Source organism: Paenibacillus sp. CMAA1364, assembly GCF_054373195.1.
Genome location: NZ_JBITNB010000006.1, coordinates 108,194 through 124,348, shown reverse-complemented (window position 1 = coordinate 124,348; position 16,155 = coordinate 108,194). Strand labels below are relative to the sequence as shown.

Annotated in this window: 14 protein-coding genes and 1 riboswitch; of the genes, 6 read left to right on the top strand and 8 right to left on the bottom strand. The window is 39.3% G+C overall.

Going from position 1 to position 16,155, the window contains the following annotated elements; translation table 11 throughout:
• Positions 1-114: 114 nt before the first annotated feature.
• Complete coding sequence (gene melA, locus ACH8E3_RS06705; RefSeq protein WP_458631842.1) at positions 115-1,413, bottom strand: alpha-galactosidase; 1,299 nt, start codon at positions 1,411-1,413, stop codon at positions 115-117.
• Between the two features lie 152 nt (positions 1,414-1,565).
• Here melA and ACH8E3_RS06700 point away from each other — a divergent pair, with 152 nt between their 5' ends.
• Together ACH8E3_RS06700 and ACH8E3_RS06695 are read left to right on the top strand one after the other, a co-directional pair.
• Positions 1,566-2,423: an AraC family ligand binding domain-containing protein gene (locus ACH8E3_RS06700; protein ID WP_458631841.1), complete on the top strand. Its 858-nt coding sequence runs from the start codon at positions 1,566-1,568 to the stop codon at positions 2,421-2,423.
• Positions 2,424-2,458: 35 nt separating this feature from the next.
• Complete coding sequence (locus ACH8E3_RS06695) at positions 2,459-2,635, top strand: YjfB family protein (protein ID WP_458631840.1); 177 nt, start codon at positions 2,459-2,461, stop codon at positions 2,633-2,635.
• Positions 2,636-2,734: 99 nt separating this feature from the next.
• On the opposite strand, the gene ACH8E3_RS06690 is transcribed toward ACH8E3_RS06695, so the two are convergent.
• From ACH8E3_RS06690 to ACH8E3_RS06680, 3 genes are all read right to left on the bottom strand, one after another.
• On the bottom strand, positions 2,735-4,072 hold the full coding sequence (locus ACH8E3_RS06690; RefSeq protein ID WP_458631839.1) for a sialidase family protein: 1,338 nt from the start codon (positions 4,070-4,072) through the stop codon (positions 2,735-2,737).
• Positions 4,073-4,146: 74 nt separating this feature from the next.
• Positions 4,147-6,249, bottom strand: a complete 2,103-nt coding sequence (locus ACH8E3_RS06685) for a methyl-accepting chemotaxis protein (protein ID WP_458631838.1) — start codon at positions 6,247-6,249, stop codon at positions 4,147-4,149.
• An 81-nt stretch (positions 6,250-6,330) separates the two neighbouring features.
• Complete coding sequence (locus ACH8E3_RS06680) at positions 6,331-7,530, bottom strand: CynX/NimT family MFS transporter (protein WP_458631837.1); 1,200 nt, start codon at positions 7,528-7,530, stop codon at positions 6,331-6,333.
• A 322-nt stretch (positions 7,531-7,852) separates the two neighbouring features.
• On the opposite strand from ACH8E3_RS06680, the gene ACH8E3_RS06675 reads away from it, so the two are divergent.
• Positions 7,853-8,098, top strand: a complete 246-nt coding sequence (locus tag ACH8E3_RS06675; protein ID WP_458631867.1) for a DUF2642 domain-containing protein — start codon at positions 7,853-7,855, stop codon at positions 8,096-8,098.
• Between the two features lie 90 nt (positions 8,099-8,188).
• Here the strand turns inward: ACH8E3_RS06675 and ACH8E3_RS06670 are convergent, their stop codons facing one another.
• Complete coding sequence (locus ACH8E3_RS06670) at positions 8,189-8,602, bottom strand: universal stress protein (protein WP_458631836.1); 414 nt, start codon at positions 8,600-8,602, stop codon at positions 8,189-8,191.
• A gap of 14 nt (positions 8,603-8,616) precedes the next feature.
• Positions 8,617-10,026, bottom strand: coding sequence for a SulP family inorganic anion transporter (locus ACH8E3_RS06665; RefSeq protein WP_458631835.1), 1,410 nt, complete (start codon positions 10,024-10,026; stop codon positions 8,617-8,619).
• A 118-nt stretch (positions 10,027-10,144) separates the two neighbouring features.
• Here ACH8E3_RS06665 and ACH8E3_RS06660 point away from each other — a divergent pair, with 118 nt between their 5' ends.
• The 3 genes from ACH8E3_RS06660 (at position 10,145) to ACH8E3_RS06650 (ending at position 13,810) form a co-directional block, all read left to right on the top strand.
• A complete protein-coding gene (locus ACH8E3_RS06660) occupies positions 10,145-10,687 on the top strand; it encodes a recombinase family protein (protein ID WP_458631834.1) in 543 nt (180 codons plus the stop codon).
• 45 nt (positions 10,688-10,732) lie between these two features.
• Complete coding sequence (locus ACH8E3_RS06655) at positions 10,733-11,656, top strand: NADP-dependent oxidoreductase (protein ID WP_458631833.1); 924 nt, start codon at positions 10,733-10,735, stop codon at positions 11,654-11,656.
• 234 nt (positions 11,657-11,890) lie between these two features.
• On the top strand, positions 11,891-13,810 hold the full coding sequence (locus tag ACH8E3_RS06650) for an FUSC family protein (RefSeq protein ID WP_458631832.1): 1,920 nt from the start codon (positions 11,891-11,893) through the stop codon (positions 13,808-13,810).
• 336 nt (positions 13,811-14,146) lie between these two features.
• On the opposite strand, the gene ACH8E3_RS06645 is transcribed toward ACH8E3_RS06650, so the two are convergent.
• Entirely contained in the window at positions 14,147-15,223 is a 1,077-nt protein-coding gene (locus ACH8E3_RS06645) for a GGDEF domain-containing protein (RefSeq protein ID WP_458631831.1), read from the bottom strand.
• A gap of 151 nt (positions 15,224-15,374) precedes the next feature.
• A riboswitch (cyclic di-GMP riboswitch) is annotated at positions 15,375-15,462 on the bottom strand.
• A gap of 75 nt (positions 15,463-15,537) precedes the next feature.
• Positions 15,538-16,146, bottom strand: a complete 609-nt coding sequence (locus ACH8E3_RS06640) for an alpha/beta hydrolase (RefSeq protein WP_458631830.1) — start codon at positions 16,144-16,146, stop codon at positions 15,538-15,540.
• Positions 16,147-16,155 lie beyond the last annotated feature (9 nt).

Genomic DNA, 16,155 nt, shown 5'->3' with positions numbered 1-16,155 from the left:
ATAAATATAACATAAATGGATATCACAGATACAACAATAGGCAATGATACCCTTTAGGCTACATAGACCTAAAGAGTATCATTGCCAATTTCATTGTTCCATCATCATAGTTATTTACTCGTACTTCGGTAACCAATTGCCATGAGCTTCAATCAGGTCATCACACATCGCAACGATGTCATCCATCGATAATTCCGAAGCCGTATGTGGATCAAGCATGGCTGCGTGATAGATATGTTCACGTTTACCCGTCATTGCAGCTTCAATCGTCAACAGTTGCGTATTGATATTCGTTAGGTTCAGTGCAGCTAGTTGTGGTGGAAGATCACCAACAAAGGTTGGTGTGACTCCACTTCGATCTACTAGACATGGAACCTCAACACAGGCTTCTTTTGGAAGATTCGTAATTAGCCCTGTATTCATGACGTTGCCACCAATCTTATACGGTATTCCCGTCTCCATTGCCTCTAGGATATAACTCGCATACTCGTGTGAGCGTTCGTGACTTAGCTCATGATTGTTGACCATATCATCACGCATCGTAGACCAATTGCTGATCTGTTCGATACAGCGACGTGGATACTCATCAAGTGGAATGTTAAAACGTTCAATCAGTTCAGGATAGTTCTTCTTGATGAAATAGGGATGATATTCAGCACTATGCTCAGACGACTCTGTGATATAGTAACCGAACCGTAACATGAGTTCCAGACGCACCATGTCGTTATGTTTCTCTTGCTGTTTCTCCCGTGCACGACGTTTAATTTCTGGATACAGATCTTGACCATCCTTCTTACATTCTAATAACCATGCCATATGATTGATTCCAGCAATCTTCGTCTGTACTCCCGTCATATCCATGTCTAAATTGTTGAACAAATCGGACAAACACGTCTGAACGCTATGGCACAACCCCACAGTTTGGATTCCGCCATATGTATTCATAACATTCGTTAACACCGCCATCGGGTTCGTATAGTTCAAGAATAATGCATCTGGACAGACTTCCTCTATATCTCGCGCGAAATCTAAGATGACGGGAATGGTTCGGAGATTACGGAATATACCTCCAATTCCCAATGTGTCGGCAATCGTTTGGCGTAAGCCATATTTCTTAGGAATCTCAAAGTCGGTGATCGTACAAGGATCATAACCGCCTACTTGGATTGCATTGATGACATACTTTGCACCACGTAAAGCTTCCTTTCGATCGGTATAAGCCTTGATCTGACATAAGCTACCTGAAGTTGCTTTTATATTGGTAAGCATATTCTCTGAATCCTTGAGTCTTTCCTGATCAATATCATATAAAGCCAATTCGAAATTCTGGAGTGCAGGTGTTAGCATGCAGTCACCTAGAACATTTTTGGCAAACACCGTACTGCCAGCCCCGAGAAATGTAATTTTATCCATTATGTACAGCCCCCTTATGAATGCGTTTACTTTATATAGATACTCTACTCCCTACAACGAAACTATGACATAGAATAATTCCACTTCTATATGGATAAATGTAGTTTCTCATATATAATTAACTTATCAATTAGGAATGTAGGAGGTCTATATTGAAATCACATACACAGCCTTTAGATGCAATAAATCCTATTCCAAGTCATGGAGAACTTGTCGTACTCTTTGCTGGTCATCACCGTACAGTGCCTAATCATGTAGCCGGTCCTCAGGTGTTAGATTATTATTTAGTTCATTATGTCGTATCTGGTAAAGGAACGTTTCGTTGTATGGGCGTTGATTATGACTTGGGACCAGGTGACTCCTTCTTTATTTTCCCAGGGGAGCTGGTTCGTTATGAGTCAGACTCTATCGATCCATGGCATTATCGTTGGATTGGGTTTATAGGTTCTGTGGCTGATTCATTACTACGACAACACCATATTACACCACATACACCAACACTACAGATGACAAAAAAACGTAACATCGCACTCTTATTTCATAACGTATATCATGCGCTTCAAGCTGGAGATTCGGCATGTGACCTACGATCGGAAGGTTATTTACGCCTATTATTCGCCGAATGGGCCAAGCATAACGACTCCATATCCGTATCTAACCGTAGCGATCATATCATTAAACGACAGGTAGAGCTGGCTATTCGTTGGCTTAATCTTCAATATGCGAAGCCGATCACGATAGAAGAGTTAGCACGCTCTCTTGGATACCACCGCACCTATTTATCCAAAATATTTAAACAAGAAACTGGGTTGTCACCTATAAGTTACCTACAATATATTCGCATGGAACGTGCTAAGATATTACTTCAAGAACGCTTGACCATAGAACAAGTTGCATCATCCGTTGGCTATCAAGATGCGCTGTATTTCTCCAGACAATTCAAGAAATGGAGTGGTTCGTCACCGACGGATTACCGCTTACAGTTTAGTAATCATTTGCCGATAACATAGAGGTAGACTATTCCATCAATGAGGAGGATGACAACATGGATATTGCAGCACTATCGATTGGACTCGCCCAGTCTAATTTAAAACAAGCCGTTGGATTTTCCGTCCTAAAAATGGCGCAAGATCAAGCAGCTGGGGACTCACAGAATCTTGTTAAAATGTTAGAGCAAAGTGTGCAACCTCATCTAGGTGGATCGATAGATATCAAAGCCTAGAACGGTACTTACACATTTACATCACGTATTTTAAAAAGGCAATCCAGCCCTTGTTACAACAAGGTTGGATTGCCCTTTTGTTATGATCTATATCGTATTTTATGATTTCAACCAATCTAATGTAAATGTAGCAAATGGAATATCAAGGTCACTCCACTCCGCATCGAAGATACGTTCATACAATATTCCGATATCTCCGTTATCTAGCACTGTTAAACAGGAATAACCAAAGAATCCTTCCTCCACTACTTTACTGAATGGCCAAGTCTTCCCACCATCCTCACTTAAGCGGACTGTTCCTTTGATCCTAATTCTCTCATCATTCGGATTTGAAAATAAGATACGGACTTTGCCGTCTCCAAGATCAGGATAAAGAATAACGCTTGCCTGACAGATTGGGTCTACTAGCGTCATATCAAAATTGACATTACCCCATGTCTCTCCGCCATCAACACTCGAAGAAACGGCTGTACGCTGTAACCCATAATGATTCCTCATGTAATATTTCAGTTCCCCAGTAGGTAACTCAATTACTTGAGATTCCGTTAGATTTTGCTTTTCATGAGAAAGTGTCTGTGCAGTTAGCACCTCGCCATCTAGAACTCTTCCATCATTCGGCGATTCCCCACGATGCCAAGTAAGACCGTGATCGTCACTATATATACAAGCACATGACATTTGTCCCGCTTCATTTGAGTAATACATAGGGAATAGCAATCGCCCAGCTTTCTCACCTTGTTGTAGTTGAATTCCGCGACCCGGGCCTGAACCTATGAACCGCATCCATTCTTCTTTTACCATGGTGTTCAATTCTATAGGAGAAGACCATGTTAACCCATCGTCTTCACTCTGAATGATCTGAAGAAAAGAAGTGCGTGCTTCAAGCAAGCTCTCGAATGGATCAATACCTTTTTTGAAATAAATATTCCCTTGCGGTTCATCACCTTTAAATACATAACCCTGCTTGTTGACCTTATACGCCGTTAAGTTGCCATCTTCATCATGTACACATCCATCGTGTGTGAGTAGATGAAGGTTCCCATTGCGATCAAACAGCTTTCTCTTCCTCTCTGAATCAAAGGCGATACCGGGCTCACTTGCCAACAAACCTATTCCCCCTGGGGTATGTGAAAAGAGCATAAATAACGTTCCTGTATGCCTATCTTGCAAGATGGATGTATCTATTGCTGCGGCTCCATCTAATCCATCACCCGCATAGGATACGAGTTTCTGAACATCTCCCCACGTTTTTCCTTGATCTTCACTCCGTCTGATTGTCGTGTCTATCTGGTTGGGATTATCCCGGTCATCAACAATTCTGGCATCGATTCCCGCAATAATGGTACCTTTTAATGTAGTCATTAAAGAAGGGATACGATAAGCCTTGGAGCCCGCAAGATTAGAATAGAATAAAGCCTGTGAATTCAACAATGACAAGATTATCACTCCTAACGTGGAATTACTTCCATTATAAGGAGTGATAATCAGTTTTACAATGCATAACGATCAGTCTATAGTTTGAATCGATTCACTACTTCTTGTAACTCTTGGGCGATCTTATTCATATCATTCACAGAAACCGCTACCTTCTCTAGTTCAGCCTGTTGATCTGTCGCTGAGGCACTAACTTCCTCCGCAGAAGCCGCTGTTTCCTCAGAGATAGCTGAAATACTATGAATTGCCATCATCGCTTGGTTCTTATGCTCCAACATATTGGATAATTCAGAGACCAACTGATGTATAGATACAGCAATGGTACTTGAAAGTTCATTATTGTCTATAAACGCCGATTCCGTGCGATGAACCGATTCATTTTGCGCTTGTATCAAGCTCACGTTGGAAGCAATAATAGATACGGTCTTTTTCGATTCTTTCAAGATGCTTTCAACTGTATTTCTAATCGCTTCCGTCTCTACTCTCGATTGCTCTGCTAGCTTCTTCACTTCCAATGCTACTACAGCAAATCCTCTTCCATGCTCGCCTGCTTGTGCAGCTTCGATACCCGCATTTAGAGCAAGTAAATTCGTCTGCTTAGCAATACCTTGAATCGACGTAATCACTTGATTGATATTAGCTATATTAGATGTTAACGTTTCAATTTGTTGTTGTATTTCTTCATTCATTTCGTTCGTTGCGACGTTATGTTTACGCAAGCTTTCTACTTCCTTCATTCCTTTTTCCGTTGATACTTTCGTCTTATTGGATAACTCATCCATATCAGAAGATAGTGTTGTCAGCGCATCAATCTGATCCGACAAATCCATCATTCTAAGATTCGTTTCTTCCGTATCCTCTGATTGCTTAGAAGCTCCTTGTGCTATCTCGATCGTAGCCATAGACACTTCTTGACTAGATACGACGATTTCTTCAAATGTGTCATGCACATGGGAAGATGACTTATTAAGTAGCGTAGATGAATTATACACGGTCTGTATAGCATCATGTGTTTGTTCCAACATATTATTATAGGCTAGTGCAACGGCACCAATCTCATCCGACTTAATCCATTTTTGATCTACTTTTTTAGTTAAATCACCATTAGCAGCAGTTTCAATGGATTCACGTAGAAATTGCAAAGGTTTTAACTGTTTGAATATAAACCACGCCGTAGCTATAGCCATTAAGACCATCATTAATATACCGGAAACAATATTTATCATCTTAATTTGATTAAATGTTTGTAGCATTTTCGCCTTAGGTAACACTAGTTGTACGGACCATGTCTCTTCTATACCGGTCAGCAACATTGGCGCAAAAGCATTAAAGGACTTTTCCCCTAATTGTTTGGAATCTATATACGTACTGTCTGGCATACCATTATCCAATGCTTCTTTGATAGGCTTCCAATCTATCGCATTTTGCATAAGGGTTCCGTTTAATTTCTCGTTAATACTATTCATCGTTAATAACCCTGTATCCGTGATAATTCCAGCGTATCCTCCATCCGGCTTAATCTTATCTACCATTTCTGTAAAAAAGTCAAGCGATAAGTCTGCCGTTAGAACACCGAAGAATTCACCTGTCGCGTTAACTAAAGGAACTGCTAACGTTGTCATAGTAACTTTTTCACCGTTCACTTCGTAATCGTAGGGTTCCGTAAGGATTGCCCTTCCTTCCTTTTTAGGGATCGAGTACCACGTTGCACTCGATTCTTCTTCATAATCTTCAATAGAAGTAACTACTGTTTTGTCTCCAATTTTTGATACGTACGGTGTAAATCGATTGTCTGGATCCATAAGGTTAGATGAAATAGTTGACTCTACTTGTTGCAATGAACCCTTTTCTAAGATGGCACCCACACCAATCAAGTAGTCATTGTATTCCAAATTCGTTTCAAGGATACTTACTACTTCCTCAGCGGATAAATCGCCCTTGAATTGGACATTCTCGAATATATTCTTTGTTGTATTGAGGGTATTGTTTGCCTTTTTAAATCGTTCACTCATCTTCGCCGCGGCCAATTGTGCATCTACAAGTGTTGCCTCTTCGGAATCTTCTACACTTTTACTATACAAGATGACACTTGTACTTACTGTGTAGCCAATAAATAATACTATAAACAAACCTAAAATTAACGATGATAACTTCCATGCAATACTCTTATTCTTCCTCATGATCATATCTCCTAGGCATCTGTGTGCGCATTATTGTGTGATAGCTTTAATCCAAAGCATGTAGCAGCCAAATTGCATTTCTTATACTTGTTCATCTCGACCAGATAACATTCCGAATATCATCACTAATATAGAAATAATCATCAGTGTGATGAGTGGAACCGTCCATACGTGAGCTATATCGTACAAATAGCCAATCAGTATGGGTCCAACTGCCGCAATAACATACCCCGTAGATTGTGCCATTCCCGATAATTCTGCAGCTTGCTGCCCATTGCGAGTACGAATTCCGATATAGCTTAAGGCTAATGGGAAATTCCCACCAAGTGCTATTCCAATCAAAATAATACTTACAATCATCGTAGTATAAGATGAACTTAGCCACAATCCACCGTAACCAGCTATGGAACACATTCCCAATGCACATGCAATCCACACTTGAGAACGTAAACGCGCTGCAATAATAGGAACAAAGAAACTAGCAGGTAATCCAACGATCTGTGTGAGCGATAGCAACCAGCCTGCCGTCCCCCGACTTATTCCGTTGTTATAAATGATCTCCGGTAACCAAGACATCGTGATATAAAATAGTGATGACTGGAACCCCATGAATAGTGCTATTTTCCATGCAAGGGGTGAGTGCCAGATTCGAGTTGCACTAATACTCACGCTTTTTACCTCTTTATTATTACTTGGATTTATTCTAAGGATCAATACCCAGACTAAGATCCCTATCACTACAGGGATTCCCCAGACAATGAGTGCCCCTTGCCATCCCATATTCAGATCCATTGCCAAAGGAATGCTTATTCCAGATGCTAAGGATGCAAATAATCCCATGGAAGTTGAGTATACACTAGTCATTAGACCGAACCTTTGCGGGAATTTCTCCTTCACAATAACTGGCAATAGCACATTACCTATGGCTATACCTGCCCCAACTAAAAGTGTTCCGGAGAAAAGAAAGACTGTCATAGAAATGGAACGAATACAAATACCTACGAGGAGAATAATTAGTCCTATCAATAACGTCTTCTCATTCGATAGACGAGTAGCGATTCGGGGAACGAGCGGTGACATAACAGCAAAAGATACTAACGGTATGCTCATTAATAAACCAGCGCTCCAATGAGCTAGTCCAATATCGTTCTGAATGATACCTACTAATGGCCCCACGGAGGTGATCGCAGGACGAAGATTAAAAGCTACCAATACAATTCCGGTGATGAGTAAAACGAGGTACAACGAATTTCTTTTAACTTGTGACTGTTGTGATTGCAATGACCCAATCTCCTCTCAACAAATGACTTCAACAAACACCTTTCATCACACACGAATACAATCCAATAGAGTAATCTCTAACGGATTGTCCAGTTAAATAAACTAGTATTCTTTTGTTTAATGGGTGAAAATGCCCATACTTATACTAGTTTGTGTCATTTTAGTTATATCATATTCATTCAAAGATGAACAGTAACTTATTCTAATTATTATGCTACGGATGGGCAAATACCCAGTTCAATTGTTGGGCATCTGCATAGGATGCTGTATAAATTAATTAGGAGGTTTTTATTTGAACTATCCAATGCAAAACATGTCTAATATGCCTATGCCTAATATGCCCATGCCCAATAAGCCTATGCAACAAACGATTACGGTCTGCCCGGTGGATCCCTACGTCGTAGAAGCATTGAAGTCTCTGATGGGTAAAAACATCATGCTTGAAACAACACGCGGACGCATCAACGGTTGTGTCTTAGACGTTAAACCTGATCATGTTGTTCTAGATGCAAGAGGTAGGAAGTTCTTTGTACGTATTAGCGAAGTTGTATGGATTTTGCCTGAATAGATTATGAATTGGGGGTGTTCTATTAGAAGATAAATCCACTAATAGAACACCCCCAACATATTCAAATCATATTTAAGTATACGATGTCCGTTATTTAACAATCGTTATCGGACAATTGACATGCTTCATTACTTTATGACTGACGCTACCAAGAACCATTTCTTGAAACGTATTTAACCCGCGGCTACCTATGACAAGTTGGTCAATGGCTTCTGCATTCACATACTTGATGATTTCTTGACTTGGATTGCCTTTTAACATGGTCATCTTCGTCTTCACTCCGACATTTTTTGCTAGTTCCAATACAGGATGTAGCTTTTGCTCTCGTTTTAAGTTTACGCTCTCTGGACTTTGCGCTAATAGTCGCTCATCTTTCGCCTTATTATAATCCGATACATAAATAACTTCTAAATTGGCCTCGGGTAAGTATTGGACAAGCGTAATGGCATGTTTGGCTGCACGTAAAGCATTTTCAGATCCGTCAATGGCTACAGCAATCTTCATTCAGATCCCCCCCTTTATATTAATCGTTCGTACAATTGTGAACTTGAAGAATTAAGTCCTCGAACGTGTACCGTCACACCTTTTTCCTCAAGCTTCTGTTTCACTTTCATGATGGCACCGACTGCCGATTCGTCCCATAGCTGACTATCTTCGAAATTAATGACGACTTCATCCGTTGTCACGTTGTCGAATGACTGCATGAATTTGGTCGTTGATGCAAAGAATAATGGTCCTTTGACCTTATATTCATCCAAGTTATATGTTACGCTCACTCTGGAAATTTTGGCAACAAAGAATAGCGCGCTTAATATAACACCAATAACAACACCAATCGCTAAATTATGTGTATATAAAATAATCGCAACTGTAATGAGCATAACAAGTGATTCCGATCTAGGCGCTTGTTTCAGAAACTTAAACGAACCCCAATTAAATGTTGTCATACTCACCATAATCATTACCCCAACAAGAACGGGCATCGGAATTAGGATAACAACATCACCCAATACGATAATTAAAAACATTAGAAACACACCTGCGGTCAATGTCGACAAACGACCTCGGCCACCTGATTTAATATTGATAATGGATTGACCAATCAAAGCACAACCTGCCATCCCACCGAAAAAACCAGTAATAAAATTGGCAATCCCTTGTCCACGTGCTTCTGTATTCTTATTGCTTGACGTATCCGTCATATCATCTATGACTTGGGATGTAAGTAAGGATTCCAATAAGCCTACAATGGATAAAGCCAAAGAATAAGGGAAAATAATGGCTAACGTTTCAAAGTTAAGTGGAATATCTGGGAAAAAGAACACCGGTAATGAATTTGGCATCGTTCCCAGGTCACCTATCGTCTGTAACTTCACACCACTGAAAATCGCAATACTTGTCATCACGACAATTGCAATAAGAGGTGCAGGAATAGCCGTGAAAAATCGCGGAATCGCGTACACTAATATTAATGTAACAATAGCAAATATATAGGTCATACTACTTGACCCAAATATATAGGGCATTTGCGTAATAAAGATCATAATTCCTAGTGCATTCACAAATCCAAGCATAACGGAGTTGGGGATGAATCGCATTAAATTAGCAACACCAAGTCCTCCAAGTATAAATTGAATAATACCTGTTAAGATTGTGGCTGCAAGGACATATTCTAGACCATGACTCGCCATTAAGCTTGCGAGCACTAAAGCCATCGCACCTGTCGCAGCTGAAATTAAACCAGGTCTGCCACCTACAAATGAAGTAATGACCGCAATTGTAAACGAAGCATATAACGCCACACGTGGATCTACACCCATAATGAACGCAAAAGCCAATGCTTCAGGAATAAGTGCGAGTCCCACAACGATACCTGCTAAAATATCGGCACCTACATTCCCAAACCACTGTTGTTTTAAAGTATGCATATTGTTCCCCTCTCATGATGGATAAACTTACAATTCATTTATACCAATGTTAGAATGTAAATAGCATACCATTTCAACTCCCATAAGTGAATAGTTTTGGGAATATAGGAGTGAAAAAATGAACTATGGATATATCCGTCCAATCGTTGCGGATCAACAATGTACTCTTCAATTAAATGAACTTGTAATGGATACAATATTTAAAGAAACACATGGACTTTCTAAGAAAAGAACAGAATTAGAAAACCTCTTCATGACTATTCAACAAGATGATGAGCTGTTCGTGCAAAATATTTCGGTATTAGCCGACTCTTTGCAACACCTATTAGATATTTTAAGGCTAGCAGAACGAGATCAATTGACAATTCATTTTATAGATGAACACATATCCAATCGAACGATACAACAAGCCTCACTGCTTCAAAGCGCTACGTTCTTCGTACATGTACAGTCCATATTATTAAGCCATTCATCTACATTTATGCTTCAAGTTGCGAAGCAAGAAGGTAAATTGATTGGTCGTCCACGAAAATCAGATCATAATTTACAACTAGCATTTTCCATGTATGATAGCAAAAATTATTCGCTTTTCGACATCAAAGAAGCGACTGGGATTAGTAAATCAACATTATATCGGTATTTAGATAATCGAGAAGTTTAATACAATGGGAATACAAGAAACTGATGCATTAGGAGGATGAAATTCATGCGTACAATGAAAGCCTTTGTTCGAACGGATTCACACACGACAAATGTAGCACTAACGGAAGTTATGATACCTATACTAAGTAAGAATGAAGTCCTCGTTAAGGTTGAGGCCTTCGGGGTTGGCGTTCATGACCGTTATTTCATACCCACGGATGCTACATTTCCCTATCCCATTGGATCTGAGGGTGCTGGTGTTATCGCCCAATTAGGTAGCGAGATAACGAAATATCACATGGGAGACCGGGTCATTCTTAGCAGTGCTCTCCAGCCTACAGGAGGTTGTTGGGCAGAATACGTAGCGGTCTCAAGTGCTAACTTAGTTCTTATTCCTGATGGAATGGACTTTACTAACGCCGCCGCTATTCCCGTAGCAGGTAAGACAGCTCTTGAGTGTATACGTGCACTTGACCTCAAGACAGGAGATACACTGTTTATCGCTGGCGCTTCCGGGGCAATCGGAACGCTAGTTATCCAATTAGCCAGTAATTTGGGTATTCGGGTCATCGCTTCTTCTTCTAGTAAGAATCATGAGTACATGAGATTACTTGGTGCGGACATGGCAGTCGATTATTCGAATCCCAATTGGAAGGATGAAGTTACTCAATTCATACCCGGTGGCGTAGATGCATCACTAGCTATCCAGCGGGAAACCGCAAAGGATTGCATGGATGTGGTTAAGAACAACGGAAAGGTCATTACCGTTTCTGGTGATCAAATCGTGGCTGAACGTGGCATTACGGTACAACAATTTCTTCATCAATTAGATATGCATCAAGCGGTAAATAGTCTAGTCCAAGATATCGTTGCAGGACAGATAAGAGTGGTTATTGACCACGTATATCCATTTGAACAAGCATTAGAGGCACTAACTACAACTGAGACTAGACACGCTAGAGGTAAACTTATTGTTAAAAATAGTTGAATCACATATATAGGTAAGGATAACTTCCCAAATGGGCAAGTTATCCTTATTTTGTGTTTGTTTAGATTTCGTTACTTAATAGATGTACTTAAATTGTCTAACCTTACGTTTGTAGAATCAAAAGATCATATGGTAAATAGAATAATTTATTTCAATCAAATTTTACTTCAAATTACTTTAATGTTAAGATGCCCAATACAAATAAAAAAGTATCATTCATAGGAGAAATGAAGTATGCAATTGAATAAGAAGACGATTATCACGAATACCATATTATTTGCTGGGATTATTGGTTTTATCATGGCCTTCGGTGGTGTGTTTGGAAGCGAAAATATATTAATTGGCGTATCCACGATCACAGCCATGCTGATGTTACTAGAAAGGGATTTAACGAGCCACCCGGTCAGTAATACGGTTACCTTTGTATTACTGAACCTCTTTATTGGAGTTGCTGCATTTCTAACAGGTTTCAATATATGGCTAGCTATCCCAATCAACTTTATCGCTATGTTTGTCATTAGCTATTCCCTTTTGTCTAATCTGAAGAATCCGCTATATTTACCTTTTTCACTTCAATACCTCTTTATCTTGGCAACGCCTGTACCCATTGAGCACATGCCATTACGACTAGCCTCCCTCGTATTTGGCGCATTAGCGATTATGGGGATTCAAATGCTAGCGAACCGCAATAAGATAACGAAGAGCGGGAATAAAAAGATCCAAGCGATCTATACGACATTAATTGAAAAAATTGAACTGATCAAAAAAGGAGAAAATCTTGAAACGATCGATCAGCAAATCGCTACCGATATTAGTGATCTACGAAGCATCATTTATGATAAACGGGAAGAAAACTACTATTTGACGGAGGAAGAACGCTTAAAACTAAATATGTCCGCTTCCCTCGAAAAAATAAATATTCTTTTGGATAAAATAGTGAATGAGGGGGCAGATCAGGAATTACTTGATATTGTCAATCAATGTTTGCTATTAGCTAATGATAGTCTCACGAATGTGGAAGCCGCAGAGAAGCTGAATGAATACTTCAATCAGATACTTGGTAAATACAAGGACGAGCATAACCATTCATTACTAGTGTTACGCATGCTAAATAATATGGACTTCTTAAAAGAAAGCTTGTTGGATCTGAAGACATTAAGGAAGGAACAATATAATGTTGTCAAAAATCTTGAATACATCCCTAAAAAGTTCCGAAAGATAAGAATTAGGGATACATTTAGCCAGACAAACTCTATTAAGATTTCCTACGCTGTAAGAATGGCTGTCGCAATCAGTCTAACTGGCTTCCTTGTCGATTTCTTCGAAATAACGGAAGGTCGTTGGATGATGTTCACCGTGTTATCGGTCATCATTCCTATTTATGAACAATCGACCAAGAAGATACGAGACCGTACCTTTGCAACCGTGATAGGTGCCATATTGGTGACCGGATTATTCATGATCTTCCATGGCCACGTTGCAAGAACCATCTTACTGATGTTAGCAGGGTACTTGATGAGTTATATTAAAGTCTATCGCTATAGCACGATACTTGTGACCTTCTCTGCAATTGGGGCTGCCGCACTCGTTACGGGGACGACTGAAATATTGACATTCAATCGAATTGCACTTGTGGTGTCAGGTATCATTCTTGCACTGCTGATCAATAAGTTCATCCTCTCTTATAAGCTAAATGACGCTAATAGTGACTTGAAGCTGATGTACGATGATACGATACATGGCATGCTAATTGAAGCATCGGATCAGATCAAAGGCACAGGTAATAATCACGTCATGAAAAACCTATTGCTTATCTCAAACATGATCGAGGATCGATTGAAACTGAATAATCAGGGTTCTGAAAGTGAAAAGGGCATTGCCTGGTTGCAACATCATCGGCGATCTGCGACCACCATTTACGAACTATACTGGTGGATTTCAAAACACGGGCTAAGTGAATCCAATGCACCTGCTATTTCCTCCGGCTTGGAACTATTATTGAACCAGAACTTGTCCACAGATGCTTTACAAGAGGCCATGATGAATATACAGGAGCAAATCCATCACATGGTACGAATTGAGGACCGCATGGTACTCAGTATGATTCTTGAGGTCGCCGAAGAAGTGACTTCGTCCAATGCCATTACGGGCTAAGAGATATGCTTGGTAGATGAACCAAAAGAGAACCTCCATCTTAACTGCACCCCGTCAAGTAACCAGCTATAACAAAGCAAACTTTAAGCAACCAGAGTCATGTATTCATAAGGACTCTGGTTGCTTAGTTTCAGTTGAAACCATCCATGATTGTTGAAATGAATACGTTTTTGAAGGACGCGATCCACTTGCTCGGCAGTATGAAAAGAATGGAGATAGAATAGTGACATTAATCAGAAATGCCTATCCAGTCGCAGTAATCATGGCAGCAAAAAAAAGCAAAATGCGTACAAATTCGCATTTTGCTGCCAAGATGAGCTAATTTACTAGTTTTCTTTACGCGCTAACTACCAGATTTCGTCCATTATTTTTCGCTTTATATAATGCCTCGTCGGCGGCCTTTAATAAGAGTCTAGGGTTAGTATTAGGCGTGTAAGCTATCCCCGCTGAGAGCGTAATATTAACTGTTTGCTCATTTTGTTGAAATACTTCATTTTCTATTACCTTCCTGATTCTTTCTACCGTAGCAACAGCATCGTTAGAATTACAATTTGGAAAAATAATTACAAATTCCTCGCCACCGTATCTTGCAATGATATCATCATGTCGTGCATGATCGGTAATGAGTTTGCTTACCCTCTGCAATACCCTATCCCCAAAGATATGTCCGTAATTGTCATTGATTTTTTTAAAGTGATCGATATCTAAAAATGCAATTGCAAGCTGAACATATGTCGTCTCATTTATATATTGATCATAATAATAATTAAATGCCCTACGATTATACAATTGTGTAAGCGGATCTTTCCGAACTTTGTTTAACAAATCAGCTTTATGTAAATACTCGTCATGCAAGTCTTTCACAATACTAACCAGTAATGTGCTTAAGATAATATTGATGGGAAGAGCAGTAGGTACAATTATGGCTAAATACTTTTCTGGCGGAATTACTCCAAGAAAAGCGATTATTAATGTATTTAGGACATTTAGTATCAGGACTGCCATGAAAATTTTGAACTTTGGTTTCCAGCGAACAGAAATAAATAAAAGAACACCCCCTACAATCGAGAGTAGCAACATATTTATAAATCCAACTGCTGCAGCTTCACTTATACCAAATGTAAATCTTGAAAGACCTATGCCCAGTCCAATTAATAAAATATGAACCAGTTTTCTTGAATATATGGTGGCGATGATAATAGGAACAAAACGCAGATCAAAAATTACAGAATTATCCATATGGATGCCAAAAATCATAGAGCACCATCCTGCAAATATGGAGAGCAGGATAAGCGTCGATACTTTTATTTTCCACTTCACGTCCATTAAAAACTTCTTATGGAGAAATCCAGATAAATAAATAATTGAAATAAGTATTGCTGCATTCACGATATATTCCTTAATATTAATCATAGGAAGCACTCACTTTCAACCAAAATATATAATATCGATCTGTGACATAGAATCTACAACAATGGCCGTAAATGATGTTGGTTAACACCTCAGAAGCTCAACTAAAAAAATAAAACATCACCCTGATGGATGATGTCTAACAAACGTCCACTTCGGCGGCTTGGCGACCATAGAACAATTGGTTCCGTAGGTCCATAGCTTTGCGTCCCGATCTTTCGAAAGGTTTGCCTTTATCGATTAGTACTCATTATATTCATAAAAAAATACTTTTCAACACTTTTCTTATATATTGGTGAAACATTCCGTTCTTATGGTTAATGCGTAATTATTGAATACCAGTTGCTAGCAGCTGTAACTTCTGTAGATGTGAGTTGATGCCCCTTATCCTCCCAATACATATCAACACTAGCATGTGCATTTTCTAATAATGTTTGTAATTCTTTAGATTCCTCTAGTGTACAAATAGGATCATTGGTTCCTGCCGCAATAAATATAGACTTTCCTGATAAATCTGGTAATTTGATTCCTCTTCTTGGAACCATAGGGTGATGAAGAATAGCAGCCCTCAAAGAATTGTGGTAATGAAATAATAAACTCGATGCAATATTTGCTCCATTAGAGTAACCAATGGCAATGACATTATCTCGATCAAAATCATATTCTTTCGCTGCATCTTCCAGGAATTGATTTAATTCTTTGGTACGGTATATTAAATCTTCTTCATCAAAAACGCCTTCTGCTAATCTCTTAAAGAAACGAGACATCCCATTTTCCAAAACATTTCCACGGACACTTAAAACACTTGCTTTGTCGTCTATTGTTTGAGCTAAAGGTAATAAGTCTAATTCCGTTCCCCCAGTTCCATGTAATAATAAGAGCGTTGGTCTTTTAGGGTCTTTTCCTTTATTAAATATATGCTTCATTATTCATCC